The 23,583-nt window shown below is 69.2% G+C and carries 25 protein-coding genes; 14 read left to right on the forward strand and 11 right to left on the reverse strand.

Annotated features, from left to right (window positions below; translation table 11 throughout):
- From VGP60_RS38705 to VGP60_RS38715, 3 genes are all read left to right on the forward strand, one after another.
- A partial coding sequence (locus VGP60_RS38705) for a MoxR family ATPase (protein WP_327553192.1) occupies positions 1 to 730 on the forward strand: 730 nt, incomplete at its 5' end.
- A 9-nt stretch (positions 731 to 739) separates the two neighbouring features.
- Positions 740 to 2,014, forward strand: a complete 1,275-nt coding sequence (locus VGP60_RS38710) for a DUF58 domain-containing protein (protein ID WP_327553193.1) — start codon at positions 740 to 742, stop codon at positions 2,012 to 2,014.
- Between the two features lie 68 nt (positions 2,015 to 2,082).
- Positions 2,083 to 4,599: a DUF3488 and transglutaminase-like domain-containing protein gene (locus VGP60_RS38715; RefSeq protein WP_327553194.1), complete on the forward strand. Its 2,517-nt coding sequence runs from the start codon at positions 2,083 to 2,085 to the stop codon at positions 4,597 to 4,599.
- A gap of 180 nt (positions 4,600 to 4,779) precedes the next feature.
- On the opposite strand, the gene VGP60_RS38720 is transcribed toward VGP60_RS38715, so the two are convergent.
- From VGP60_RS38720 to VGP60_RS38730, 3 genes are all read right to left on the reverse strand, one after another.
- Positions 4,780 to 5,184, reverse strand: a complete 405-nt coding sequence (locus tag VGP60_RS38720) for a DUF3040 domain-containing protein (RefSeq protein ID WP_327553195.1) — start codon at positions 5,182 to 5,184, stop codon at positions 4,780 to 4,782.
- Between the two features lie 220 nt (positions 5,185 to 5,404).
- Positions 5,405 to 6,622 (reverse strand): DNA polymerase IV, encoded by a 1,218-nt coding sequence (gene dinB, locus VGP60_RS38725; protein WP_327553220.1) that lies wholly within the window; start codon positions 6,620 to 6,622, stop codon positions 5,405 to 5,407.
- Between the two features lie 171 nt (positions 6,623 to 6,793).
- A complete protein-coding gene (locus VGP60_RS38730; RefSeq protein WP_327553196.1) occupies positions 6,794 to 7,528 on the reverse strand; it encodes a methyltransferase domain-containing protein in 735 nt (244 codons plus the stop codon).
- Between the two features lie 40 nt (positions 7,529 to 7,568).
- Here VGP60_RS38730 and VGP60_RS38735 point away from each other — a divergent pair, with 40 nt between their 5' ends.
- From VGP60_RS38735 to VGP60_RS38755, 5 genes are all read left to right on the forward strand, one after another.
- Complete coding sequence (locus VGP60_RS38735) at positions 7,569 to 8,336, forward strand: ParA family protein (RefSeq protein WP_327553197.1); 768 nt, start codon at positions 7,569 to 7,571, stop codon at positions 8,334 to 8,336.
- 10 nt (positions 8,337 to 8,346) lie between these two features.
- The gene (locus tag VGP60_RS38740; protein ID WP_327553198.1) at positions 8,347 to 9,222 is read left to right on the forward strand and encodes a ParA family protein; all 876 of its coding nucleotides are present in this window, start codon (positions 8,347 to 8,349) and stop codon (positions 9,220 to 9,222) included.
- Entirely contained in the window at positions 9,222 to 10,025 is an 804-nt protein-coding gene (locus tag VGP60_RS38745) for a DNA-formamidopyrimidine glycosylase family protein (protein WP_327553199.1), read from the forward strand. Before VGP60_RS38740 ends, VGP60_RS38745 begins: the two co-directional genes overlap by 1 nt.
- A 398-nt stretch (positions 10,026 to 10,423) precedes the next feature.
- Complete coding sequence (locus VGP60_RS38750) at positions 10,424 to 10,984, forward strand: GNAT family protein (protein ID WP_327553200.1); 561 nt, start codon at positions 10,424 to 10,426, stop codon at positions 10,982 to 10,984.
- 31 nt (positions 10,985 to 11,015) lie between these two features.
- The gene (locus VGP60_RS38755; protein ID WP_327553221.1) at positions 11,016 to 12,059 is read left to right on the forward strand and encodes a quinone-dependent dihydroorotate dehydrogenase; all 1,044 of its coding nucleotides are present in this window, start codon (positions 11,016 to 11,018) and stop codon (positions 12,057 to 12,059) included.
- A 105-nt stretch (positions 12,060 to 12,164) separates the two neighbouring features.
- Here the strand turns inward: VGP60_RS38755 and atzF are convergent, their stop codons facing one another.
- The 8 genes from atzF to rimO all read right to left on the reverse strand — a co-directional run bounded on the left by atzF (position 12,165) and on the right by rimO (position 20,074).
- A complete protein-coding gene (atzF, locus tag VGP60_RS38760; RefSeq protein ID WP_414640474.1) occupies positions 12,165 to 13,925 on the reverse strand; it encodes an allophanate hydrolase in 1,761 nt (586 codons plus the stop codon).
- Between the two features lie 33 nt (positions 13,926 to 13,958).
- Positions 13,959 to 14,645 (reverse strand): GntR family transcriptional regulator, encoded by a 687-nt coding sequence (locus VGP60_RS38765; protein ID WP_327553201.1) that lies wholly within the window; start codon positions 14,643 to 14,645, stop codon positions 13,959 to 13,961.
- Between the two features lie 154 nt (positions 14,646 to 14,799).
- On the reverse strand, positions 14,800 to 15,771 hold the full coding sequence (pspM, locus tag VGP60_RS38770) for a phage shock envelope stress response protein PspM (protein WP_327553202.1): 972 nt from the start codon (positions 15,769 to 15,771) through the stop codon (positions 14,800 to 14,802).
- A 36-nt stretch (positions 15,772 to 15,807) separates the two neighbouring features.
- Positions 15,808 to 16,662: a PspA/IM30 family protein gene (locus VGP60_RS38775; protein WP_327553203.1), complete on the reverse strand. Its 855-nt coding sequence runs from the start codon at positions 16,660 to 16,662 to the stop codon at positions 15,808 to 15,810.
- A 284-nt stretch (positions 16,663 to 16,946) separates the two neighbouring features.
- A complete protein-coding gene (locus VGP60_RS38780) occupies positions 16,947 to 17,417 on the reverse strand; it encodes a helix-turn-helix transcriptional regulator (protein WP_327553204.1) in 471 nt (156 codons plus the stop codon).
- A 100-nt stretch (positions 17,418 to 17,517) separates the two neighbouring features.
- On the reverse strand, positions 17,518 to 17,979 hold the full coding sequence (locus VGP60_RS38785; RefSeq protein WP_327553205.1) for a CinA family protein: 462 nt from the start codon (positions 17,977 to 17,979) through the stop codon (positions 17,518 to 17,520).
- Positions 17,980 to 17,981: 2 nt separating this feature from the next.
- Positions 17,982 to 18,638: a CDP-diacylglycerol--glycerol-3-phosphate 3-phosphatidyltransferase gene (gene pgsA, locus VGP60_RS38790; RefSeq protein ID WP_327553206.1), complete on the reverse strand. Its 657-nt coding sequence runs from the start codon at positions 18,636 to 18,638 to the stop codon at positions 17,982 to 17,984.
- Positions 18,635 to 20,074, reverse strand: coding sequence for a 30S ribosomal protein S12 methylthiotransferase RimO (rimO, locus tag VGP60_RS38795; RefSeq protein ID WP_327553207.1), 1,440 nt, complete (start codon positions 20,072 to 20,074; stop codon positions 18,635 to 18,637). Before rimO ends, pgsA begins: the two co-directional genes overlap by 4 nt.
- Positions 20,075 to 20,135: 61 nt before the next feature.
- On the opposite strand from rimO, the gene VGP60_RS38800 reads away from it, so the two are divergent.
- From VGP60_RS38800 to VGP60_RS38825, 6 genes are all read left to right on the forward strand, one after another.
- On the forward strand, positions 20,136 to 20,645 hold the full coding sequence (locus VGP60_RS38800) for an amino-acid N-acetyltransferase (RefSeq protein ID WP_327553208.1): 510 nt from the start codon (positions 20,136 to 20,138) through the stop codon (positions 20,643 to 20,645).
- Positions 20,646 to 20,714: 69 nt separating this feature from the next.
- Entirely contained in the window at positions 20,715 to 21,569 is an 855-nt protein-coding gene (locus VGP60_RS38805; protein ID WP_327553209.1) for a MerR family transcriptional regulator, read from the forward strand.
- Positions 21,566 to 22,345 (forward strand): hypothetical protein, encoded by a 780-nt coding sequence (locus VGP60_RS38810; RefSeq protein ID WP_327553210.1) that lies wholly within the window; start codon positions 21,566 to 21,568, stop codon positions 22,343 to 22,345. Before VGP60_RS38805 ends, VGP60_RS38810 begins: the two co-directional genes overlap by 4 nt.
- Positions 22,342 to 22,878, forward strand: a complete 537-nt coding sequence (locus VGP60_RS38815) for a hypothetical protein (protein WP_327553211.1) — start codon at positions 22,342 to 22,344, stop codon at positions 22,876 to 22,878. Before VGP60_RS38810 ends, VGP60_RS38815 begins: the two co-directional genes overlap by 4 nt.
- On the forward strand, positions 22,875 to 23,039 hold the full coding sequence (locus VGP60_RS38820; RefSeq protein WP_327553212.1) for a hypothetical protein: 165 nt from the start codon (positions 22,875 to 22,877) through the stop codon (positions 23,037 to 23,039). The genes VGP60_RS38815 and VGP60_RS38820 overlap by 4 nt, the downstream gene beginning before the upstream one ends.
- The gene (locus tag VGP60_RS38825; protein ID WP_327553213.1) at positions 23,036 to 23,581 is read left to right on the forward strand and encodes a hypothetical protein; all 546 of its coding nucleotides are present in this window, start codon (positions 23,036 to 23,038) and stop codon (positions 23,579 to 23,581) included. Before VGP60_RS38820 ends, VGP60_RS38825 begins: the two co-directional genes overlap by 4 nt.
- Positions 23,582 to 23,583 lie beyond the last annotated feature (2 nt).

Raw genomic sequence — 23,583 nt, forward strand, 5'->3', positions numbered from 1 at the left:
GAGCATCTACAACCAGGGCGGCGCCGAGTTCGAGTTCCACCCGGGCCCGATCTTCGCGAACATCGTGCTCGCCGACGAGATCAACCGCGCGAGCCCCAAGACGCAGTCGGCGCTGCTCGAGTGCATGGAGGAGCACCAGGTCTCCGTCGACGGCGTCACGCACCGGCTGTCCTCCCCGTTCACCGTTGTGGCAACCCAGAACCCGGTCGAGATGGAGGGCACCTACGCGCTGCCCGAGGCCCAGCGGGACAGGTTCACCGCACGCGTGTCGATCGGCTACCCCGATCTGCAGGCCGAGCTGGCGATGGTCGACGAGCACGCGGGCCACAACCCGATGAACGACCTGGGCCCGGTTTCCGACGCGGACACCGTGCACCGGCTGATCCAGACCGTGCGGACCGTGCACATGTCACCCGAGGTCCGCCGGTACGCCGTCGAACTGACCGCGGCGACCCGCCAGGTCCCCGAGATCCGGCTCGGCGCGTCCCCTCGCGCCACGCTGCAGCTGGTCCGGGCCGCCCGCGCGCAGGCCGCCCTGTCGGGACGCGACTTCGTCGTCCCGGACGACCTCCACTCGGTCGCGGTGCCCGTGCTCGCGCACCGGCTCGTGCTCACCACCGAAGCGCACGCCGCCCGCCGTTCGGCGACCGACGTCGTCCGCTCGGTGCTGCACCGCGTGCCGGTCCCCCAGGGCGGCAACGCACAGTCCAACGGTCAGCCCCACCGGTAAAGAAGGAAAATGCTGCGCGCACTCTCCGGCCTGACCACACGCGGCCGCTGTCTCCTCGCCGCGGGCGTGGCGGCCGCGGTCTGTTCGGTGGTGCTCAACGAACGTGACCTGCTGCGGGTCGCGGTCTTCGTGGTCGCGCTCCCCCTGCTGGTCGCGGCGTTCATCTCGGCGTCGCGGCTCAGCATCGGCGCGAGCCGGAAGCTGCTGCCCGAACGGGTCTCGGTCGGGTCGTACGGCGAGGTCCAGCTCGACCTCTGGCGCAGCGGCCGGCTTCCCGCCGGTGAGGTGCTGCTGGAGGACGGCGTGCCGTACGCGCTCGGCGCGCGGCCGCGGTTCGTGGTGGAACGCCTCCCGCACGACAGGACGGTCGGGCTGCGGTATCCGATCCAGCCGGTGCTCCGCGGCATCCAGCAGGTCGGGCCGCTGCGCGCGACCATCACCGACCCGTTCGGGCTGTGCGAGTTCGAGCGTGAGCTCATCGGGCACTCGCGGCTGGTCGTCGTCCCTCGCGTGGTCGGCCTGTGGGGCCTGCCGAGCGGGGCCGGGATCGGCGCCGGCGACGACGGCAGCATCCGGTTGCACGCCGGCCAGGGCGAGGCCGACGTCATCGTCCGCCAGTACCGGCAGGGCGACGACCTGCGCAAGGTGCACTGGCGCTCCACCGCACGCCGGGACGAGATCATGGTCCGGGTCGAAGAACGCCCGTGGCGCGGCGGCACGACGGTACTGCTCGACCACCGCGCGGCGGCCCATCACGGCGCCGGGCCCGCGTCGAGCCTGGAGTGGGCGGTGTCGTTCGCGGCCTCGGTCTGTCTGCACCTGCGCCGCTCCGGCCACCGCGTGCGGCTGGTCACCGAACACGGCCAGACGCTGACCGACACCCCCGGCGAAGGCGCGGAGCACTACGACAACATCGTGCTCGACGCGCTGGCCGCACTGCAGCCCGCGCATCAGCGTGACATCACGCTCGGCAGTGACCCGGCGGGCGGCCAGGAACTCATCGCCATCCTCGGCACGGTCAGCAACGAAGCCGTGCACGAGCTGGCGCAGTACCGGCCGCGCGGTATCCGCAGTCTCGCCGTGCTGCTCGACACCCCGACCTGGGCCGGCGCGATCAACGCGCCCGGCCACCGGGCCGCCGCCACCGAAGAGTCCATCGCGCTGCTGCGCGCCGCGGGCTGGGGAGTCGTGGTGGCCGACCCGGCCACACCGATGCCGCAGATCTGGGCCGAGCTGTGCCACACCGCCGCCCGCCGCGGAACGCTGATCGGGGGCGCACTGTGAGCACGGTGTCGAAAACTGCCACAAATCGAACACATGACAAACCCAGGCCCGCCCCGGCATCGCCCCCGTTGCACACGCCGAAGGAACGGCCCGTCCGGCCGCCGACGGCGTGGGGCAGTTCCGTGCTCGCGCCGGTCACCGCCGGAGTCGCGACCCTCTGCGCGGCGACGTCGCTGACCGGGGTGGTCACCGGCGCCGCCTGGTTCGGCTACATCTTCGTGGCCGTCGTGCTGGTCGCCTGTACCGGACTCGCGCTGCGGTCGCTGCGCACGCCGACGATCCTCGTCGGGCTCGCCCAGCTGCTCGTCCTGCTCTTCCTGATCGTGGGTTCGTTCACCACCACGGGCATCCTCAAGATCTTCCCCGGCCCCGCCGCGTTCTCCGAGATGGGCGACGTGCTGGCCGCCGCCGGGGAGCAGATCCGCACCGGCCTGCCGCCGGTCGACTCCACTCCCCCGATCCTGTGCCTGGTCACGATGGCGATCGGGCTGGTCGCGGTGCTCGTCGACGCGCTCGCCGTGTCGGCCGCCGCGCCCGCGGCCACCGGCCTGGTGCTGCTGTGTGTGTACGCGGTGCCCGCGTCGCTGTCCGACGAAATGCTGCCGTGGTGGACGTTCCTGCTGGGCGCGGGCGCGTTCGCCGGGCTGCTCGCCATCGACGGCAACCACCGCCACCGCCGCTGGCGCACCAGGGACGCCCCCGGTCTCGGCGGCTCGCCGAGCGCGGTGTCCTCCCCGGTCGCCGTGGTGGCCGTCGCGCTGGTGCTCGGGCTCTTCACCGGCGTGGCCGTGACAGGCGTCGGCACGGTCGGCAGCCTGCCGGGCGGCAACGGCCCCGGCAAGGGCGCCGGGAGCGGCGGGTTCGGCGTCGAGCCGTTCACCCAGCTCCGCGGCCTGCTGGACCAGGGCACGAACGTCGAGCTGTTCAAGGTCCGGGGTCTCGGCACCGAGAAGCACCTGCTGCGAGCGTTCACCCTCGACACCTACTACCCCAACCAGGGCTGGGGAATCGGCAACGGCGGCCGGATGCCTCCCGGTGTCATGGCGAACCGCACGCTCCCGGCGGCGCCCGGTGACGACGGCCGCGGCCAGTCCAAGCAGATCCAGATCGAGCCGACCAACTGGGTCGACAACTGGCTGCCGGTCTTCGGCTCCCCGCGCAGCTTCCGCGGCATCGGTGACAACTGGCTCTACGACCGGACCTCCGGCTCGGTGTTCACGCTGACCAAGCAGAGCGCGGCGCCGTACACCGAATCCACGTCGCTGCGGGAACCCACCAAGGCGGAGCTGCGCGAGTCGGACCCGAACCCCAACGACGTCCCGCCCAACTACGCGAGCGTCGAGCGGGTCGACCCGCGGATCGTCGCGCTGGCCCAGCAGGTCACCGCGAACAAGACCAACAACTTCGACCGGGCGACCGCGCTGTGGCAGTTCTTCACCGCGCAGAACGGGTTCGTCTACGACACGAAGACGGCTCCCGCCAGTGACGCGGACGCGCTGGCCGACTTCATCCTCAACGGCAAACGCGGGTTTTGCGAGCAGTTCGCCTCCGCGATGGCCGTGATGCTGCGGGCCATCGGCATCCCGGCCCGGGTGGCGATCGGCTTCACGCCGGGCATCCCGACGGCCGACTACCAGGCGATCATGTCGAAGGACGCGCACGCCTGGGTCGAGGTGTACTTCGGTGACCAGGGCTGGGTGAACTTCGACCCGACCCCGCTGACCGACGGCCGCGGCTACATCCCGTCCTACCTGCGGGCCGACGGCGCACCGAGCACCGACTCGAACTCCGCCGACGAGAAGATCCCGAGCCAGTCGGCATCGTCCGCCCCGCCGACCGGTGTCCCGACGACCACCGATTCCGGGGCCGTACTGGGGCAGGACCAGAACAAGCCCGACGACTCGACGTGGGAAGGCCTGGCCGCCGCGCTCTTCGGCCTGTTCGCCCTGCTGGCCACGGGTCTGGTGTTCTGGGCCAACCGGTTCCTGCGCACCAAGAACCCGAAGTCCGCGCCACCGGGTTCCACGCCGGCCGAGAGCGGCTCCTCGCCCTCGCCACAGAACGCGTTGCTCACTCCGACGGTGCTGAACTGGCTGCCGCTGGTGGCGGTGGTGCTGTGGACGGCGACGATCGGCTTCCTGGCGGCGTGGGTGTCCTGGTGGTTCGCCCTGGTCATCTTGTTCGTGCTGGTCGTGGTCGGGGCGCCGTACGTGGTCCGGGACTTCATCCGGCGACGGCGGCTGCAGGCGATCACGGCCCACTCATCGGGTGCGGCCGACGCGGCCTGGCGCGAGCTCATGGACGAGTGCGCGGACCGCGGCCTGCCGATCCCCACCAGTGACACGGTGCGGGTCGCCGGGCAGAAGCTGGCCCACCGGCACCACCTCGACGACGAGGGCCGCGACGGCCTCCGCACCGTCATCGGCGTGGTCGAGAAGTCCTGGTACAGCTCCGGCCCCGCCGACGACCCGACCCTCGAGCCCGCCTTCGACGACCTCCGCCAAAGCCTGCGCCGCAACGCCCCCATGTCCTGGCGCGGCCGGCTCTTCCCCAAGTCCCTGCTACGCCGCAAACCTAAGCCCTAAACCGCTCCAGCCCGAGTGCAGCCTGCGCACACGCACGTGCAATCCATGCACGCGTGAGTGCAGGCTGCGCTCGCATGCGCGCGATCTGGGTACCTGCCCCAGCGCACCAGAAAGACGAGCGACGTCCACCTCCCGCCAGCGCGGGACCTGGACGTCGCTCGTCTTGAAGGCTTTCAGTACCTACTGATCTTCGAAGCGCTGACGGAAACGTTCTTCCATCCGCTGCGTGAAGGAACTGCGCCCCGGTGGCTGCTTGCCGCCGCCGCGCGAATCCGACCCGCCGTCCTTGCCTTCGGCCTCGGCCTGATGCCGAATGGACGTGACCGCAAGCATGACCCCAAAGAACATGACCAGGAACCCGAGCACGCTCACGAGCGGGATCTCGGCAACCCGGAACGGCACCACGACACCGAGAACCAGCAACGCAACCCCGACGACGAACAGGGCTATGCCCTGCATTCGCCGACGTCGGGCGGGGCGCCGCAATCTGGTACCTCGCACGGTGGATGCGAACTTGGGGTCCTCGGCATAGAGCTCGCGCTCGATCTGATCGAGCAGCCGCTGCTCATGCTCGGAGAGTGGCATCTTTCCTCCTCCGGCACATGCTGTCGCGGGCGCCGGGCCGCGCAACGTCGTGGACCCAACAGACACCCCCAGGCGGGGCGTCACTGTCTAGGATACGAGCACTACGCGCGGACGACTACCCGATCCCGCATCAAGTGCGAGATTGATTTCGAACATTCCCCCGGAACCGCCGTTCCGAGGCCCTTCCGAGGCCTCCGGAAGCACTTTCGCGGGACGAAGATCACCCTTCGTGACGGGAAATCAGGGACGCCGGGCGCACCGCGGCCGCCCCGAACTTGGACCGGGCGACGTCGGCGGCCACCTCGGCGTCCCGCCAGCGTGGCTCGGCCGACTCGAAACTGAGCTGGATCCCGCCCTCACCGTCGTCCAGTCCCTCGACGCGGACTCCGATCAGGCGGATCGCCCCCGAAGGCGCGTGCTCGGTCAGGAGCTCGACGGCGGTGCCGTGGATCTCACGGGCGACGTCGGTGCCCGAAGGGACCGTGCGGGCCCTCGTGATGGTCTTGAAGTCCGCGAACCGGACCTTGATCGACACCGTCCTGCCCCGCAGGCCGCGCGACCGCAGACTGCCCGCCACCCGCTCGGACAACCGCAGCAGCTCCAGCTCCAGAACGCCACGATCATGCTGGTCGACGTCGAATGTGCGCTCAGCGCCGATCGACTTCTCCGCCGACTCCGGCACCACCGTGCGCTCGTCGTGGCCGTTCGCCAGTGCGTGCAGATGCTCCGCGGCGGCGTTGCCGATCGCCCGGCGCAACCTCGGCAGCGGGGCGTCGGCCACCGCGGCCACCGTGTCGAGGCCGAGCTGGTGCAGGTGCTCCTCGGTGCGCTTGCCGACGCCCCAGAGCGCCGAAACGGGCAGCGGACGCAGGAAGGCGAGCTTCTCCTTGACGGGCACGACGACCATCGCGTCGGGCTTCGCCATGCCCGACGCGAGCTTGGCGACGAACTTCACCTCCGCCACACCGACCGAGCAGTTGAGCCCGTGCTCCGCGGTGACCCGCCGCCGGATCTCCGCGCCGATGCGCGCGGGGGTGGTGTTCAGCCGCCGCAGCGCGCCCTGAACGTCGAGGAAGGCTTCGTCCAAACTCAGAGGTTCCACCAAAGGGGTGAATTCCTGGAAAATCGCCATGACTCCGCGCGACACCTCGCCGTAGAGCCCCGGAGTGGGCGGAATGTTGATCAGCTGCGGGCACAACCGCTTCGCCGTGCTGAACGGCATCGCCGAGCGCACCCCGAACTTCCGCGCCGGATAGTTGGCGGCCGCGACCACCGAACGGGGCCCGTCACCGGCGACCACCACCGGCTTGTCCACCAGCTCCGGGCGCGTCCGCAGCTCGACCGCGGCGAAGAACGCGTCCATGTCGACGTGCAGGATCCCGCAGCCGGTGTCGTCGGGCATGGTCGTGGCCCCGGTGGTGACCCGGAAACGGGCCATCTCACCGGGGAGGTCGGAGTTACGGCCACCCATAGTGGCCCAACCCTAACCACGGGGACCGACAATTCCGGGCTTGAAGTGGCGTCGCGGAGGAGCGAGCCCCGGCACTTTTGGCGAGAGAGTGCTTCGCTGGGAGACCACCCGACCGGCTTGCCAGCACGTTTCCGCTGGTCAGGAAGGGCGGCGGCCCAGGGCGTGCAGACGGCTGGCGATGTCGCGCAGCGGCGAGATCGTCGCGGCGAGCTGTTCGAACTCGGTGAGCTCGTCCTCCCGCGCCCCGGAACCCATGGAGTCGGAGACGACGCCATCACCCTGTAGGAGCGCGACATCGAGGCCCACGGCCGCGATCAGGCCACTGAGCGCGTCGAGGTCGAAGCGGCGCAACACCGTGTCCCGGCCGCCCGGCAGGACGCCATCGGCGCTGGCGAGCAGCTGCCGTGCCTCGGAAAGCCGCCCGGCGAGCGCGCGCTGGAGAACCGCGGCGTGCCGGTTGGCGACAAGCAGCGACACCGCGCCGCCAGGGGCCACGGCGGTGGCCAACGCGGCCACCACCAACGCCGGATCGTCGACGACTTCGAGCAGGCCGTGCGCGAGCACGAGGTCCGCCGAGCCCGGCGCGACATGCGCGCCCAGTGCGTCGGAATCGTCCGCCACCACGGTGATGCGGTGGGAGACGCCCTCCTCCTCGGCGCGGCGCTTCAGCGTGGCGAGCGCGTTCGGGTTGGGCTCCACGACGGTGACGAGGCAGCCCGCCGAAGCGAACGGCACCGCCCAGCCGCCGCTGCCGCCGCCCACATCGACGACGCTGGGCTGCTCGGCGCCCCGCGCCCGGGCGGCACGAAGCTCGGCTTCGAGCACTCGCCGTACCGTTCCCGATCCGCGCGCCGCGACGGTGTCCGTTTTCATAAGCGTGAGGGTAGTGCCCGCCTGCTTTAGGCTGATCACCGTGCATACCGTGGCGGTACTCAGTCTCAAAGGCGGTGTCGGCAAGACCAGCGTCGCGCTCGGTCTCGCGTCGGCGGCGCTGGCCCGCGGGATGCGGACACTCGTCGTCGATCTCGACCCCCAATGCAACGCGACGGCAGCGCTCGACCCGGGTGCGACCAGCTCCACCGTGGCCGACGTCCTGGGCTCGCCCCGGCGGTCCGTGCTCGAGGCGGCGATAGCCAAAAGCGCCTGGGGCGACGGCGTCGACGTGCTTGTCGGCGCGGAAGAAGCCGAGGCGTTCAACGACCCGGACCCAGGTTCGCGGCGGCTGAACCGCCTGGCCAGCGCACTGGCCGAGCTGCACGAGCCCTACGAACTCGTCCTGCTGGACTGCCCGCCGTCACTCGGACGGCTGACCCGCTCCGCGCTCGTCGCGGCCGGCGGCGCGCTGCTCGTCACCGAGCCGTCCCTGTTCGCCGTTTCGGGCGTGCAGCGGGCCGCGGAGGCCGTCGAAGCGGAACGGGTCGAGCACAACACCCAGCTCAGGACACTCGGCGTGGTCGTCAACCGGGTCAAGCCGCGGTCGACGGAGCACGACTTCCGGGTGGCCGAGCTGAAGGAGACATTCGGCTCACTGGTGCTCGACCCGGTTTTCCCCGATCGAGTGGCGGTGCAGCAGGCCCAAGGCGCGTGCGTGCCCCTGCACCAGCTGCGGACGGCGGGTGCCCGGGAGCTGGCTGCGTCCTTCGACACCTTGCTGGGCAACATCACCTCCGGGAGCCCGTAGGCTGTATCGAGTGCACACGGTCGCCGTACTCAGCCTCAAAGGTGGCGTCGGTAAAACCACGGTTGCTCTAGGTATCGCGTCCGCTGCTCTGCGTAGGGGAACCCGCACTTTGGTGGCCGACCTCGATCCGCAGGGCAACGCGACCTCGACCCTGGACCCGCCGTACACCGACGCCTCGCTCGTCGACGTCCTCGAGACGCCGCATCGCGCGGTTCTGGAGCGCGCCATCGCGGCCAGCGTCTGGAGCGACGACATCGACGTCCTCGTCGGCTCAGAAGAGCTCGAAGCGCTCAACGAACCCGGCCCCGACGGACGCCGCCTCGAAAACCTGTCGCGGGCGCTCGACGAGCTCCACCGGCTCCCCCTGCGTGGTGAACCGTACGAACTGGCGATCCTCGACTGCCCGCCGTCGCTCGGCAGGCTGACCAAGTCCGCGCTCGTCGCGGCCGACAGCGCGCTGATCGTCACCGAGCCGACGATGTACGCCGTCGCCGGTGCCCAGCGCGCGCTCGAAGCGATCGAGAAGATCCGCGACGAGCACAACCCCGGTCTCCGCCCGCTCGGCGTGATCGTGAACAAGCTGCGGCCGCGGTCCTACGAGCACCAGTTCCGTGTCGCGGAGTTGCGTGAGTCGTTCGGCTCGCTCGTCATGCCCACCGGCATCCCGGACAGGCTGGCGATCCAGCAGGCGCAGGGCGCGTGCAGCCCGATCCACGAGTGGAACTCGCCGGGCGCCCAGGAGATCGCGCTGACCTTCAACATGGTGCTCGCCAAGATCCTGCGGTCCAACCGCGCCGGGCGGCACCGGGTGAACGAGCCCGACGAGCCGGAGCAGGCCTCGGGCACCCTCCACGACGTGCTGCCGAACGCCTCCCAGAAGACGTAATGCCCGAGGGCGACACGGTATTCCTCGCCGGGAAGATGCTCGGCCGGGCGATCGCCGGGAAGACGTTGACCCGGGGCGAGTTCCGCCATCCCGCACTGGCCACAGTGGACCTCGCGGGCCGGGACGTGCTCGGCGTGCGCACGGTCGGGAAGCACATCTTCACGCACTTCGCCGGCGACCTGAGCCTGCACAGCCACCTGAAGATGGACGGCACCTGGCGGATCTACGCGGCGGGCGCGAAATGGGGTTTCCCGGCCCACCACGCCCGCGTGATCCTCGCCGCCGAAGACGTCCAGGCGGTCGGATTCCGGTTACACGACCTGAAACTCGTGCCCACCGGCGAAGAGGACAGGCTCGTCGCACATCTCGGGCCGGATCTACTGGATCCACAGTGGACGGACGAGCACGCGCGACGGGCGGCCGCGGCGCTGGCCGCTGAGCCTGGTCGCGAGCTCGGGCTGGCGCTGCTCGACCAGCGGATCATGGCGGGTCTCGGGAACTTGTACAAGGTCGAGATCTGTGCCCTGCTCAGGGTTTCGCCGTGGACGCCGGTCTCCGAGGTCGACCCCGGCAAGGTCGTCGCGCTGGGGCGCAAACTGCTGCTCGCCAACGCCTGGCGGCACGAGCAGATCACCACGGGCGACCCCGGCCGCGGCCGGGGGAACTGGGTCTACGAGCGCACCCGGCAGGGCTGCTTCCGCTGCGGCGGAAGGGTTCTGGTGCGTAATCAAGGTCACGACGTCCAGCGCCGTCCGACGTGGTTCTGCCCGAAATGCCAGTCTGGTCCGGCTCCGGCGGAGTGACGTTCGCCAAGCGCGAACAGGCCACCCTCTTGATCGAGTAAATAACGTTGCACGCCACCGCTTCGGTCGCCTAGCTTGGAAGTACACGAGAGAGGAGGTGGTCCAAAGTTGTATAACTACAGGACTCGTGAGGTGACTGTCCGCTAGCGGACATCGCGCGATTGGACTTTGAGCAGCACAACTGAGCCACCTTCGGCTCATAGCCTGCGTCGCGTGGGTGGCCTGCCGGTGAATACCAGGCAGTCACCAGGCCCTCGATGCTCCCGGGAACCGGTCCGTCCTGGGCCTGGGCGGCGAAAGCCGTCCAGGAGTCGCATCGGGGGTTTTTACTATTCGCGAATCTCTCCATCAGTGAAAAACCACCCCATTGGGCCGCTTGGCCCACTAGCGTGGAGAACATGCTCCGTCCGGACTACCCGATCACCACCGAACGCCTGCGTCTTCGCGCGTTCCGCTCGGATGACCTCGACGCGTTGAACTCGTTCCAGTCCCGCGCCGACGTCGCGCGCTACCTGTACTGGGGCCCGCGCAGCCGCGCGGAATCCGCCGCCGCGCTCGCCAAACGGGTGCACAGTGCCGAGCTGCAGAAGGAAGGCCAGTTCATCGCGGTCGCGGTCGAACTCGCCGAGACCGGGCAGCTGATCGGCGACCTGAACCTCGACTACCTCAGCAGCGAACACCGCAGCGGAGAGATCGGCTTCATCTTCCACCCCGACTTCCACGGCCAAGGCTACGCGGCCGAAGCCGCGACAGAAATGCTCCGGCTCGGCTTCGAGGACCTCGGCCTGCACCGGATCATCGGCCGCTGCGACGGCCGGAACACCGCGTCGGCGAGCCTGATGGAACGCCTCGGCATGCGCAAGGAAGCCCACCTCCGCGAGAACGAGATGGTCAAAGGCGAATGGGCCGACGAGCTCGTCTTCGCCATGCTCGAAGACGAGTGGAAGGTCCGCAGCTAGGGCGCTCGGGGGCGTGAGGCAGCATGGTGCGGTGTTCTTCGACAAGATCGTCCGCCCCGCGATGTACCGGCTCGGCAAGAACGACCCCGAAGTGGTGCACGAGCGCACCCTGACGGCGTTGAGCCGGGTCAGCGCGCTGCCACCGGTGTTGAAAGCACTGCGCCGCGTCTACGGCACCGACGCGCCGACGACGGTGCTCGGGCTGCGGTTCCCCAACCCCGTCGGGCTCGCCGCGGGGATGGACAAGAACGGGCGCGCGTTGCACGCGTGGCCCGCGCTGGGGTTCGGTTTCGTCGAGGTCGGCACGGTGACCGGGCTGCCGCAGCCCGGCAACCCGAAGCCGCGGCTGTTCACCCTCGGCGAGAGCACGGCGATCGTCAACCGGATGGGCTTCAACAACGCCGGCGCCGCGGCGCTGGCCGAACGGCTCAAGACCACCGGCAAGCCGGACGTCCCGCTCGGCATCAGCATCGGCAAGTCGAAGGCCGCGGCGCTGGAAGACGCCGTCGCCGACTACCAGATCTCGCTCAAGGCGCTGTACCCGTATGCGGACTACTTCGCCATCAACGTCAGCTCGCCGAACACCCCCGGCCTGCGCGCGCTCCAGGACCGCTCGGCGCTGACCGAGCTCCTGTCCGAGCTGCAGACCACCGCCAAAACACTGGCCCAGGGCGAACGGCCGGCACCGCTGCTCGTCAAAGTCGCCCCCGACCTGACCGACGACGCGCTCGCCGAGCTCCTCGAAGTCTGCGAGGAGCAGGACGTCTCCGGGCTCATCGCGACCAACACGACGTTGTCCAGGAACGGTCTCGCCCCCGCCGACGTGCGTGTCGGCGAGGAGGCGGGCGGGCTGTCCGGGCGGCCGTTGACCGGGCGGGCGCTCGAGGTCGTCCGGTTCGTGCACAAGCAGACCGACGGCGAGCTGCCGATCATCGGTGTCGGCGGCATCCTCGGCCCGGACGACGCACAGCGCATGCTCGACGCCGGTGCGAGCCTTGTCCAGCTCTACACCGGCTTCGCGCTCTCCGGCCCCGGTCTGGTCCGCCGGATCACCCGAGGCCTGGCCGCCCACTGAGCCCTGAGGGCAGCGGGCGGAAGCGCGGCTGGGTGGGTGGCTCGTGAGTGGCAACAAGTGTTCTAACACTCGTAGCCACTCACGAGCCACCCACACGGCTGGGCGCTAGGAGACCGTGCGGCGGCCTGCTGTGCTGCGGTGGCGGAGGTAGGCCCGCCAGCTGCCGTACTTCGTGATGTCCGTGGCGTCGGCGGCGGCGACCGGGTCGCAGTGGAAGCCGACGACCTGGGTTTCGTCGTCGAGGGTGATCGAGCCGAGCGACATCGGCGCGGGCAGGTTCGCGAGGAACTGCCCGAGCCCGGCGGGCGAGATCGTCCAGCGCTCCCCCACCAGCGACGCGCCGTCTTCGGCGACGCGCACGATGCCGGGTTTCGGCGGGGTCGTGTTCAGCGCGACCATGCGGTAGTCGTCGCTGGTCCGCACATCCCCGGTGAACCGGCCGCCGAGCTCGACGAGCTGGCTGTTCAGCGGCTGGCCACGCAGGTGCGCACCGAACACGACGAGGTCGATCCCCGTTGGCGGATAAGGGGAAACCTCCTGTTCGCCGGTGAGCAACGCGGCCAGGTCGATGGCGACCTGGTCGTCGAAAGCCCGCGTGACCACGGTGACGCCGAACGGGCTGCCGTCCGCGGTCCCGGCGGGGACGGCGACGGCGGCCATGTCCAGCAGGTTGACGAAGTTCGTGTACACGCCGAGCTTTTTGTTGACCCCCACCGGATCGGCGAGGACCTGCTCGATGCTGGGATGCTCCGGCACGGTCGGCAGCAGCAGCGCGTCGTGTCCTTTGAGGAGGGACGCGGCGACGACTTTGGCTTCCGCCAAGCGTTCCTGGTCCGCGGCGAGCTCGTGGGCCGGGATGTCGGCGGCGGCGAGGATGATCTTGGCGACGGTGGGATCGGCTTCGTCCTGGTGCTTCTCGAGGAAAGCGCCGACGGCCGCGTAGCGCTCGGCCACCAGAGCGCCGTCGTAGAGCAGCGTGGCGACCTTCACCAGCGGCGCGATGTCGACGGTCTCGACGAGCACGCCCGCACAGCGCAAAGCGTTGACAGCGGCGGTGAACGAGCGCCGCGCGTTGTCGGAGAGCAACGCGAGACCGGCTTCGTCCGGGATCGCGAGGCGTGGGTGTTCACCGGCGCTGAGCCGGACCGAAGCGGGCCACGCGCGGGAGCTCGGATCGCTTTCCTCGACGCCGGTCATCGCCGCCAGCGCCTGCTGCCCGGTGGTGAGAGTGCGCGCCAAGATCGTGACGCAGTCGTACGAGCGGGCCGCCGGCACGACGCCGAGCTTCGGCACGAGGCCCAAAGTCGGCTTCAGGCCGACGATCCCGTTGAACGCGGCGGGCACGCGGCCCGAACCGGCCGTGTCCGTGCCGATCGCGATGTCGGCGAGTTCGAGCGCCACCGCGACGGCCGAGCCGGCACTCGAACCACCGGAGACCTTGGTGGCGTCGAGCGCGTTGCGCACCGCGCCGTAAGGACTTCGCGTGCCGACGAGGCCGGTCGCGAACTGGTCGAGGTTCGTCTTGCCGAGCACGACCGCGCCCGCGTCGACGAGCCTGCTGACGGCGACCGCGCTCCGGTGGGCTTCATAGGAGTAGGCGGGACATCCGGCCGTGGTCGGCAATCCGGCGACGTCGACGTTGTCTTTGACGGCGAGCAGGAAACCCGCCAGCGGCAGGATTTCGCCCGCCTGAACGCGTTCGTCGACGGCCTTTGCGTCGACCAGGACGTCCTCTTTGGACCTGAGGGTGATCCAGATCTCCGGCCGGTCGACCGTGGCTATGAGGTCGAAGGCGGTGATCGTGCGCCGCACGGCGCTGACGCGGGCGGGCGGAACGTACTCGGCTTCGAGCGAGAGTGCGGTCACGATGGGATCCTTTCTCAGGCGGGGCCAGACCTTTCAAGAAAGTCCGCTGTGGAGGGCCATCTGGGTCAACGCGCGCTCGGCGCGTCTGAGCACCACGGTCAGCGATCCGCCGACATGCTCGTGGAGCGCGCGGTAGGCCAGTTCGAGTTCACCGTCTCGCACCAGTTCGAGGATCTCGATGTGATCGGTGATGGTCGATGGGATCCGGTCCGCGCTGAGGAAGTCGTACATCCGGACCCGCCGGATCTTCTGGTTCACCGCGACCAGCGCGTCGGTCAGCGCCGGATTGCCCGACGCCCGCGACAGTGCGATGTGGAAGCGCTCGTCCATCACGACGAAGCGCGGGTCGGCCGGGGGCGGGTTCTCCCGGAGTTTCTGCCACTCGGCGAGTTCGCCGGCGATGATCTGCGCGTCGTGCCGGATGGCCGGGTCCTCGATCGCGCGGGTGATGCCGCGCAACTCGAGGGTGACCCTCAACTCGTACAGATCCTTCAGTTCGGCCAGGTTGGGCGTCGTGACGTAGAAACCGTTGTCGCGACGCTCGATCAGGCCGTCCGTGGCCAGGCGGGCCAGTGCTTCACGCACCGGTGTCCTGGACACGCCGTAGCGCTGGGCGAGCTTTTCCTCCCCGAGCCGGACCCGAGGGGTTACCAGCCCGCCCATCACCTCTTCACGCAGCTCCAAGTACACCCGTGACGCACGGGATCGGGACGTATCCACCTTTGTATACAGAGCTGCATTCACTCTTTAGAGAGTAGAAGACACACGTGTCGACAAATAGTCTTTTTGGGTTACGTAAGTGTTTCGCGCCCGTTCGTACTCAGAAAGTTACGAGCGAGCCCGGGGAATGTGTCGACATATTCCCCAGGGAGGGCTACGAGAGTTCGCGCAGCGCCATGGCGAGACCGGCGAGGTGGTCCGTCGCGTCGGTGAGGGCCTGCTTCGAGGCGCTGAGGCCGCCGCTGCTGGCACCGACGGCGTATCCGGCGGCGGCGACGAGCAGGCCGAAGCCGTGCATACCGTCGTCGAGCTGCTCGCGCAGGGTGGCGATGGCCTGGTCCAGTGCGACGCGCTCCGACGCCGGTGAGGCGTTGCGGGCGCGTTCGATCGCCACGATCCGTTCGGCCAGGGCGCGCAGGGCGGCGGCGGCTTCGGCCGCCGTCGCGCGGGCGTCGGCCACCGAGACCTCGGGGATCGCGGTGGTCCCGAGCGTGGTCGGGCTGGAAAGTTGTTTGAGGAGCTCTCGCAGGGTCGCTTCGGACTCGGCGAGGCGTTCCATCGGCTCACGCGCCGCCGAACTCGCGGCGGGTAACGGGACCGGCTTGGTGCTGGCTGGGAGCTCGACCTTCTTCAGCTGGTGCAGCCGCGCACCGGAGCGCACGCTCAGCGTGCCGAACAGCACGACGCCGAGCACCGGCATGATCGCCTTCTGCACGAGGGCACCGGCCACGAAAACGCCGAGCGCGCCGGTGAACACCAGAGCCGCGTAGAGGCCACAAAGGATTGTCAGCACGATCCAGAGGGTCATCACCCTGGACGCCCGGACCTTACGCCGCTCGTGCTTGGCCGACGGGTCGTTCCACGCTTCCCACTTCGTGCGCACCTCGTTGACGACCGGGATGGGCACCGACGAAAGCGCGGACGACATGTTCATCTTCATCGGCCGCCGCGGCGCCACCGGCGGACGCGGGACCGGCCGGCCCGAGGAGGAGGGCTTGGCGCCCTCCCCCTGCGGGGGCAGGTACTTCTGGAGCTTCTCCTGAGCGCGCTGCGCGTAGTCGGGCAAGCGTTCGATGTGCTTTTCCAACTTGGCGTTGAATTCGCTGAAATCCCGCTTACCCGCCATCAGGCGCCCCCGTACTCACGAACCAGGCTGTCGGGCCTAGTTCTTCTGCTGCTCTGCCTGCACTCGCGCCTGGATCTCCTTCTGCACGTCCGCGTTCGACTTCGCGGCGGCAGCGGACTTCGCGGCGTCGGCAACCGCACCGGAACCGCCGGTGACCTGCGCGACCGAGCCACCCTTCATCGACGCGCGGATCTGCTCGAGCCGCGAGTGGCCCGCCATTTCCGTGGTCGAGTGCTGGACCTCGAGCATGCGCCCCTGAACGGAGTTCTGGGCGAGCTCGGCGGAACCCAGCGCGGTGGTGTAGCGCTTCTCGATCTTGTCGCGGACCTCGTCGAGCGACGGCGTGTTGCCGGGCGCCGACAGTTCGGACATCGAGTTGAGCGAGGCCGAGACCTTCTCCTGCATCTTGGCCTGCTCCAGCTGCGAGAGCAGTTTGGTGCGCTCGGCCAGCTTCTGCTGCAGCATGCTCGCGTTGCGCTCGACGGCCGTCTTCGCCTGCGCCGCGGCCTGCAACGACTGGTCGTGCAGCGTCTTGAGGTCCTCGATGTTCTGCTCGGCCGTGACCAGCTGGGCGGCGAAGCTCTCCGCCGCGGTCTCGAACTGAGTCGCCTTCTCTTCGTCGCCCTTGGAGCGCGCTTCGTCGGCGAGGACGAGAGCCTGGCGAGTCGAAGACTGGAGCTTTTCGACGTCGCCGAGCTGGCGGTTGAGCTTCATCTCCAGCTGACGCTGGTTACCGATCACCGATGCGGCCTGCTGGGAGAGCGCCTGGTGATTGCGCTGCGCCTCCTCGATGGCCTGCTGGATCTGTACCTTCGGGTCGGCATGCTCGTCGATCTTCGACGAGAACGCCGCCATCATGTACTTCCAGAACTTCACGAAAGGGTTGGCCATCTCCTCCGCCTGCCTTCTTGCGTCCCACTGGCTTGAATACCCGTTGGTGGGGCGTCCGCTTCCCCCCTGGATCTAGACACTCTCCGAACTGCGGAGTTGCCATCGATACAGAAGGAACGTTCCGACCCGGGTGTTGAGTTCCATCGTGTCAGGTTGGCGTCCGTCGTTCCAGGCGACCCCGGGGGAAATCAGGGATGACCCTGTGTTTCCCGATGTCGTGACAAATCCGACATAAACGAACGACCCCGGGCCTGGGCCCGGGGTCGTTCGCCTCACTGAAGAGTCTAAGCGGCGATGATGGACGCCATCTTCGCCTGTCCGATCGTCGTCCGTAACGTCGGGCTCATCCGCGGCGGTGGGGAAATCCGCAGGTCAGCCAGGTCGTTACCGATGACGCTGGGCACGAGTGTGCCCCCTTCGAGCCGGCTGCCGGACGTGGCCTTCGCCGCACCGGCCCCCTTGCCGGGCTCCCGAGGCGCGCGGCCGACAGGTTCGTCGACCGGTACGACCTCGACGTTGTCGAGTGCGGACACGTCCGCCGCCACGTGATGCAGGAGTTCACCCAACGGAAGCTCAAGGGCGTCGCAAATCGACGCCAGCAGCTCGCTGGAAGCCTCCTTCTGACCGCGCTCCACCTCGGAGAGGTAGCCAAGGCTCACCCTGGCGGCGCGGGAGATGTCACGCAACGTTCTGCGTTGGTTTGTGCGGGCATGCCGGAGCCGATCACCGATCGCCTCACGCAACAGCACGGTCATCACGCGCCTCCCTTCCCGAACTGATACCGCCTACGTTACCCAGAGCTGACCGGGAAACGCAGATATTGACACGTCCGTACGCCAAGGGCGAACGCGTGGATCAAGTGAGTTGTTCCCCGAGCAGCTCCAACGCCGCCCGTACGGACGATTGACGAACGGCCCCGCGGCCGCCTTCGAAACGCAGAGTGCGCACTTCCCGGACGCCGTCACCCGCAAGCCCGACGTGCACTGTGCCCGGCGTCACACCGTCCTGCGGGTCGGGACCGGCGACACCGGTGAGCCCGAGGCCCCAGTTGGCGCCGCAGCGGGCCCTGGCGCCCTCCGCGAGCTGTGCGGCGACTTCCGGATGCACCGCGCCGTGCTCGGCCAGCAGGGCCGGGTCCACGCCCGCCAGCTCGGTCTTCAGGTCCGTGGCATAGACGACGAGCCCGCCGCGCAACGCCGCGCTCGCCCCGGGCACGTCAGCCAACGTGGCGCAAACCAACCCTGCCGTGAGCGACTCCGCCGTGGCCACCGTCTCACCGCGCCGGATCAGGGCCGCGATGATCCCGCTGGCGTCCAAACTCAGCTCCCCGACGCGGCCCGCAGGCCGGCCGCGCGCAGTTTGACCGCCCTGACGACGTAGTCCAGCCCGGTGACCACGGTGAGGACGATCGCGAGGCCCATCAGGACCCAGCGGACGATCTCCACGGACTCGGGCAGCGGCAGCAGGTACGCGGTGATCGCCGCGATCTGCGTCAGCGTCTTGGCCTTGCCGCCGCGGCTGGCCGGGATCACGCCGTGGCGGATCACCCAGAACCGCAGCACTGTCACGCCGATCTCGCGGACGGCGATCACGATCGTCACCCACCAGCTGAGCTCGCCGAGTGCGCTCAGCCCGATCAGCGCGGCGCCGATGAGCGCCTTGTCCGCGATCGGATCGGCGATCTTGCCGAAGTCGGTGATCAGGCCGTACTTGCGCGCCACCCAGCCATCCACCTGGTCGGTGAACGACGCGATCGCGAACAGCGCGGTGGCGATGGAACGCCAGAAAGTGTCGGAACCGTCACCGGCGAACAGCGCCGCGATGAAGAGCGGAACCATCGCCAGCCGCGACATCGTCAGCAGGTTCGCGAGGTTCAGCGTCGGTACTTCGGTCGGCACCGGGACCTGGGCGGGAACCGCCTTGCCTACCGGATCCGAGCCCTCACCGGCCGCCGCGTCGCTGGTGGCGGCACTCACCGGTCGGCGTCCAGTGACGGCTCCACGGGCCGGACGATCAGGTCCACCCCGGCCGAGTCGATGACCTCGCAGCGCAGGAACTCGCCGATCTTGCAGCCGTCCGCGTCGACGAGGATGCACTCGCCGTCGACCTCGGGGGCCTGGTGCGCGGCGCGGCCCGTCGGCTCGTCACCGTCGTCCTCGACCAGCACGTTCACGAAGGTGCCGATGCGGTCCTCGGCGCGCTGCGTGGTGAGTTCCTCGACGAGGCTGGAAATCCGCGAAACACGCTGGTTCACGACGTCTTCGTCCAGCTTGTCCTCGAAGGTCTCGGCCTCGGTGCCGTCCTCGTCGGAATAGCCGAACACGCCGACGGCGTCCATGCGGGCGCCGATGAGGAAGCGCTCCAGCTCGGCGAGGTCGTGCTCGGTCTCGCCGGGGAACCCGACGATGACGTTGGTGCGGATCCCCGCTTCGGGGGAAAACTGCCGGATCTGCTCGGTCAGCGCGAGGAACGAGTCCGTGGAGCCGAACCGGCGCATGCGGCGGAGCACGGTCTCACTGGAGTGCTGGAACGACAGGTCGAAGTAGTCCGCGACACCGGGCGTGGTCGCGATGACCTCCACCAGGCCGGGACGGGTTTCGGCGGGCTGCAGGTACGAGACGCGCACACGCTCGATGCCCTCGACCGCGGCGAGGCGCGGGATGAGCTGCTCCAGCGCGCGGGCGCCGTCACGGCCGAAGTCCTTGCCGTACGAAGTGGAGTTCTCGCTGACCAGGAAGACTTCCTTGACACCGTGCTCGGCCAGCCACATGGCCTCGGAGACGATCTCGTCCGGCTGCCGCGAGACGAACGAACCGCGGAACGACGGGATCGCGCAGAACGAACAGCGCCTGTCGCAGCCCGAGGCGATCTTCAGCGCGGCGACCGGGGAATCGTCGAGCCGGGTACGCAGGACGCGCGGGCCCCAGCCGTGCTGGGCGTGCCCGGGGACCTCGACGCCGGCCGTGGCCGCGCCGCGCTGGACCGGGCTGATCGGGAGCAGCTTGCGGCGGTCGCCCGGGGTGTGGGACTCGATGGCCTTGCCCGCCACGACGTCGTCGAGACGGTCGGACAGGTCGGCGTAGTGATCGAAGCCGAGGACGGCGTCGGCCTCGGGCAGGCTTGAAGCCAGCTCCTTGCCGTAGCGCTCCGCCATGCAGCCGACCGCGACCACTTTGGCGCCCGTGTCGGACGCCGCGAGCAGCATGTCGACGGAGTCCTTCTTGGCGGACTCGACGAAGCCGCAGGTGTTCACGACCACCACATCGGACTCGTCAGGGTCCGCGGCCAGCTCCCATCCACCGGCGGCCAGCCGGCCGGCGAGCTCCTCGGAGTCGACTTCGTTGCGGGCGCAGCCCAAGGTCAGCAGCGAGACGCGACGGCTACCGGATGACTCGGTGGTGGAGGAAGGCACATGGCTTAGGGTAGCTGGCCACCCCGATCACCCCAGCCGACCACCTCAGTAGGTTGGATCCGTGACCTCTGATTCCGCCGAGCTGTCCGTACGCCGTGCCCGTGTCGCCGACGTCCGCAAGATCAAGGCGCTTGTCGATTCCGATGCCGGCCGAGTGCTCCTGGAGAAGGAACTCGTCACCCTGTACGAGGACATGCAGGAGTTCTGGGTGGCCGAGTCCGAGGGCGAGGTCATGGGCTGCGGCGCGCTGCACGTCCTGTGGGAGGACCTGGCGGAGATCAGGACGGTGGCGGTCGACAAGCGCGCCCGGGGCAAGGGGATCGGGCACGCGCTGGTGGGGAAGCTCGTGTCGCTGGCCCGTGAGCTCGGGTTGCAGCGGATCTTCGTGCTGACCTTCGAGACGCACTTCTTCTCCGGGCACGGGTTCGTCGAGATCGACGGGACGCCGGTGTCGCAGGAGGTCTACGAGGAGATGCGGCGGTCGCTGGACACCGGCGTCGCGGAGTTCCTGGACCTGCCGTACGCGAAGCCGAACACGCTGGGCAACAGCCGGATGCTGCTCGAGCTTTGACATCAAGACTATTCGAGCAATTACTCGAATAGTCTTGACTAGAGTAATCTAAGCGGGCAGGGTCACCCTGTGCGCATTGAAAAACTCACGGTCGAACAGCTCGCCGCCGAGGTCGACCTGCCGACCAGCACGATCCGCATGTACCAGACAAAGGGGCTTCTCCACGCGCCCCAGCGCCACGGCCGGACAGCGCATTACAACGCCACTCACGTGGAGCGGCTCCGGGTCGTCCAGCGCCTGCAGAGCCGGGGCTTCTCGCTCCCGGCCATCGCCGAACTGATCGCCGCGCGGGACCAGGGTGCCAGCGTCGCCGCGGTGCTCGGGCTGAGCGGTTCGGCGGGGCCGGACGACTGGGTGCCCATTCCACTGCGCGAACTCGGCAAGGTGGCGCCGATGCGCGAACTGCGCTTCGGCCTGCTGCGCCGCGCCGGTGCTCTCGGCCTCTTGAAGTGGCGGCGGGGACGGCCGCACAGCCGCCGATGGGCGTGGCAGAGCGGTGTCGGCATCGTCGGCCTGAACGTCCCGCCGGACGAGGTGCTCGACCAGTTCGCCAAGGTCCGCATCGCCACCGACGCCATCGCAGCGGACTTCGTCGACGTGTTCGAACGCCACCTGTGGCCGACGATCGCCGACGACGCCACGGCGGACGAGCAACTCGACCACGTCCGCGGGCTGCTGCTCGGGCTCACCGAAACCGCGGAAGGCGTCGTGCTCGGCGCGCTGCGGGAGTCGATCCGGGACGCGGCGGAACGGTTCGCGGACCGCCACGGTCTCCTGCCCGACGACGGCAGTGAACCCGTCTGGGCGAAAGCTCCGGTGCCTTCGCTGGTCGAGGGGGCCGGCGAAGGCACCGGTGTGGTGGACGAAGAGACCGTCCACCGCTATCTCGAAGGCGAATCCCTCACCGAAGAGGACTCACCGTGACAGCGGTGATCGCCGATCCCGCGTGGCGCGCCCAGGTCGCCGACGAGGGACTGGTGGTCTACGCCGGGGCAGACCTCAACTACCTGATTCCGGACGTGCCCGCGGCGCACGCGCGTGCGCTGGCCGCGCTGTTCGAACCGGCGTCGGCCCCCATGGAACCGGAGGACCAGCCGGCGGGGGTACGGCTGGTCCTCCCCCAGCTTCGCGCTCTCGGTGCGGTACGCCCCGCTGTGCTGCCGACGCCGCGACGGCCACGGACACTCGCCGTCGGCGTACGGATCGCCGGTACCGCAACAGAAACGCTGACCGACGCACTGTTCAAGGCGTTCCCGCCGGTGACCGATCCCGAGCTGACCCTGGTCGTCAGGACGACGGCGACCTTGCGCGAACTGGCCGCACTCGCCGGGGAACTCGACGGACCGCAGCTGCTGCTGGACCTCGCCTATCACCACACGGCGTCGCTCGGACCGCTCGTGGTGCCGGGCGGCACCGCTTGCCTCGCTTGCATGAGCGTTCGCGCCGCGCGGCGCTGGGGTGATCCACCGCAACCCGCGGCACCGGGAGCCGCCGACGCGCCCGGGTTACCGGTCGCACTCGCCGTCCACGCGATCAGCCGGATCGGCGCCGGATCGCTGGCCCTGCTGGAACGGGTCGTCAGCTACCGGCTCGACGAATTCACCGCCACCGCCGAGGATGTACTGCCCGCCGCGGACTGCCCGGTGTGCCCGCGAATACCGGTCGGGCGCGCCACCCTGCCTTGGGAAGAGGAGCGATGACCGCCGCACTGCGTCTGCCGGACGCCTTCACGCCAGGCCGCACGAGCGCCGCCGCCGCGACCCCGACCTGTTGCTGTTGCTGCTGTGCGATCTCAGCCGTCAGCGCTTCGGTCGTACTGCCCGCCGTGTTCATGGAGGACGTCCGGCAGCAGCGGCCCACCGGGCTGTCCCGTGATCGCCGGGACGGCGTGGCCCTTCTGCTGGCGGCACTTCCCTGGCTGCTGCTGATCCTGCCGTTCGTCCTGCCGTCGAGCACGACCGACCGGCTCTTCGCGGCCGGTGGCCAACGCATCGTGCTGGCCGTAGTCGTCACGACGGTGCTCACCGCGATCCTCGCCGCTCTCGGCGGATCGCGGACCCCCTGGCACACCGCCGGATATTTCGTTTTGTGGGCGGGCATCGCGGTGGTGGAGTCGCTTTTGGTCCTGGCCACCTTGCACGTTTACGGCCTGTTCTTTTTCACCGTGCCGGTTTATCTCTTCCTGCTGTTCCGGCTCCCCCGCAAGATCCACGAAAGGATCGGCCCGAAATGACTGTCTCGATTCCGGCCACGCTGGCCGAGCGTGCCGTGGGGCGGCGGCTGGGTGCGGTGGCCGAACTCCGGGAAGTCCCGCGGAGCCTGGCCGACGCCGAAGCGCCATGCCCGCTCGTACCGGTCGGACGCGCGACCCTGCCTTGGGCAGACGACCTGTGACCGCCGCACTCCGTCTGCCGGACGCCTTCACCCCGGGCCGCACGAGCGCCACCGCGGCGACTCCGACCTGTTGCTGTTGCTGCTGTTGCTGCGCGGTCACGGTCGTCAGCGCCTCGGTGGCGTTGCCTTCGGTCTACATCGACGATGTCCGGAACCGACGGCCGAAGCCGGTGGCCCGCGGCCGCCGCGAGACAGTGGCGACCCTGCTGGCGCTGATTCCCTGGGTACTGGTGCTCCTGCTGTTCGTCCCGGATTCGGAACTTTCGGACCTGCTCTTCTCTGACGGCTTCGCCATCGTCATGCTGGCGGGCGCCGCGATCACCGCGATGGCCGGCGGTGTCCTCAGCGCACTCGGCGGATCACGGACACCCTGTCGCGTGGCCGCGCACGCGGTGCTCTGGACGGCCATCGGAGTCGTCGAGTTCTTCGCGATCCTGTTCTCGCTGTTCACCGGTTACCTGTTACTCGTGCTCGTCCTGGCCTATCTCGTCCTGCTGGTCTGGCTGCCGCTGAAGGTCTACGCACGCTACGGCCCGAAATGACC

This window comes from Amycolatopsis sp. (genome assembly GCF_036008905.1).
Classification (GTDB): Bacteria; Actinomycetota; Actinomycetes; order Mycobacteriales; family Pseudonocardiaceae; genus Amycolatopsis.

What these genes read in the sequence shown, in the direction of transcription:
- VGP60_RS38710 (WP_327553193.1), top strand. Translation starts at nt 740, where the DNA reads ATGCTGCGCGCACTCTCCGGCCTGACCACACGCGGCCGCTGTCTCCTC.
- VGP60_RS38720 (WP_327553195.1), bottom strand. Translation starts at nt 5,184, where the DNA reads ATGCCACTCTCCGAGCATGAGCAGCGGCTGCTCGATCAGATCGAGCGC.
- dinB (WP_327553220.1), bottom strand. Translation starts at nt 6,622, where the DNA reads ATGGCCCGTTTCCGGGTCACCACCGGGGCCACGACCATGCCCGACGAC.
- VGP60_RS38730 (WP_327553196.1), bottom strand. Translation starts at nt 7,528, where the DNA reads ATGAAAACGGACACCGTCGCGGCGCGCGGATCGGGAACGGTACGGCGA.
- VGP60_RS38745 (WP_327553199.1), top strand. Translation starts at nt 9,222, where the DNA reads ATGCCCGAGGGCGACACGGTATTCCTCGCCGGGAAGATGCTCGGCCGG.
- VGP60_RS38750 (WP_327553200.1), top strand. Translation starts at nt 10,424, where the DNA reads ATGCTCCGTCCGGACTACCCGATCACCACCGAACGCCTGCGTCTTCGC.
- pspM (WP_327553202.1), bottom strand. Translation starts at nt 15,771, where the DNA reads ATGGCGGGTAAGCGGGATTTCAGCGAATTCAACGCCAAGTTGGAAAAG.
- VGP60_RS38775 (WP_327553203.1), bottom strand. Translation starts at nt 16,662, where the DNA reads ATGGCCAACCCTTTCGTGAAGTTCTGGAAGTACATGATGGCGGCGTTC.
- VGP60_RS38780 (WP_327553204.1), bottom strand. Translation starts at nt 17,417, where the DNA reads ATGACCGTGCTGTTGCGTGAGGCGATCGGTGATCGGCTCCGGCATGCC.
- VGP60_RS38815 (WP_327553211.1), top strand. Translation starts at nt 22,342, where the DNA reads ATGACCGCCGCACTGCGTCTGCCGGACGCCTTCACGCCAGGCCGCACG.
- VGP60_RS38820 (WP_327553212.1), top strand. Translation starts at nt 22,875, where the DNA reads ATGACTGTCTCGATTCCGGCCACGCTGGCCGAGCGTGCCGTGGGGCGG.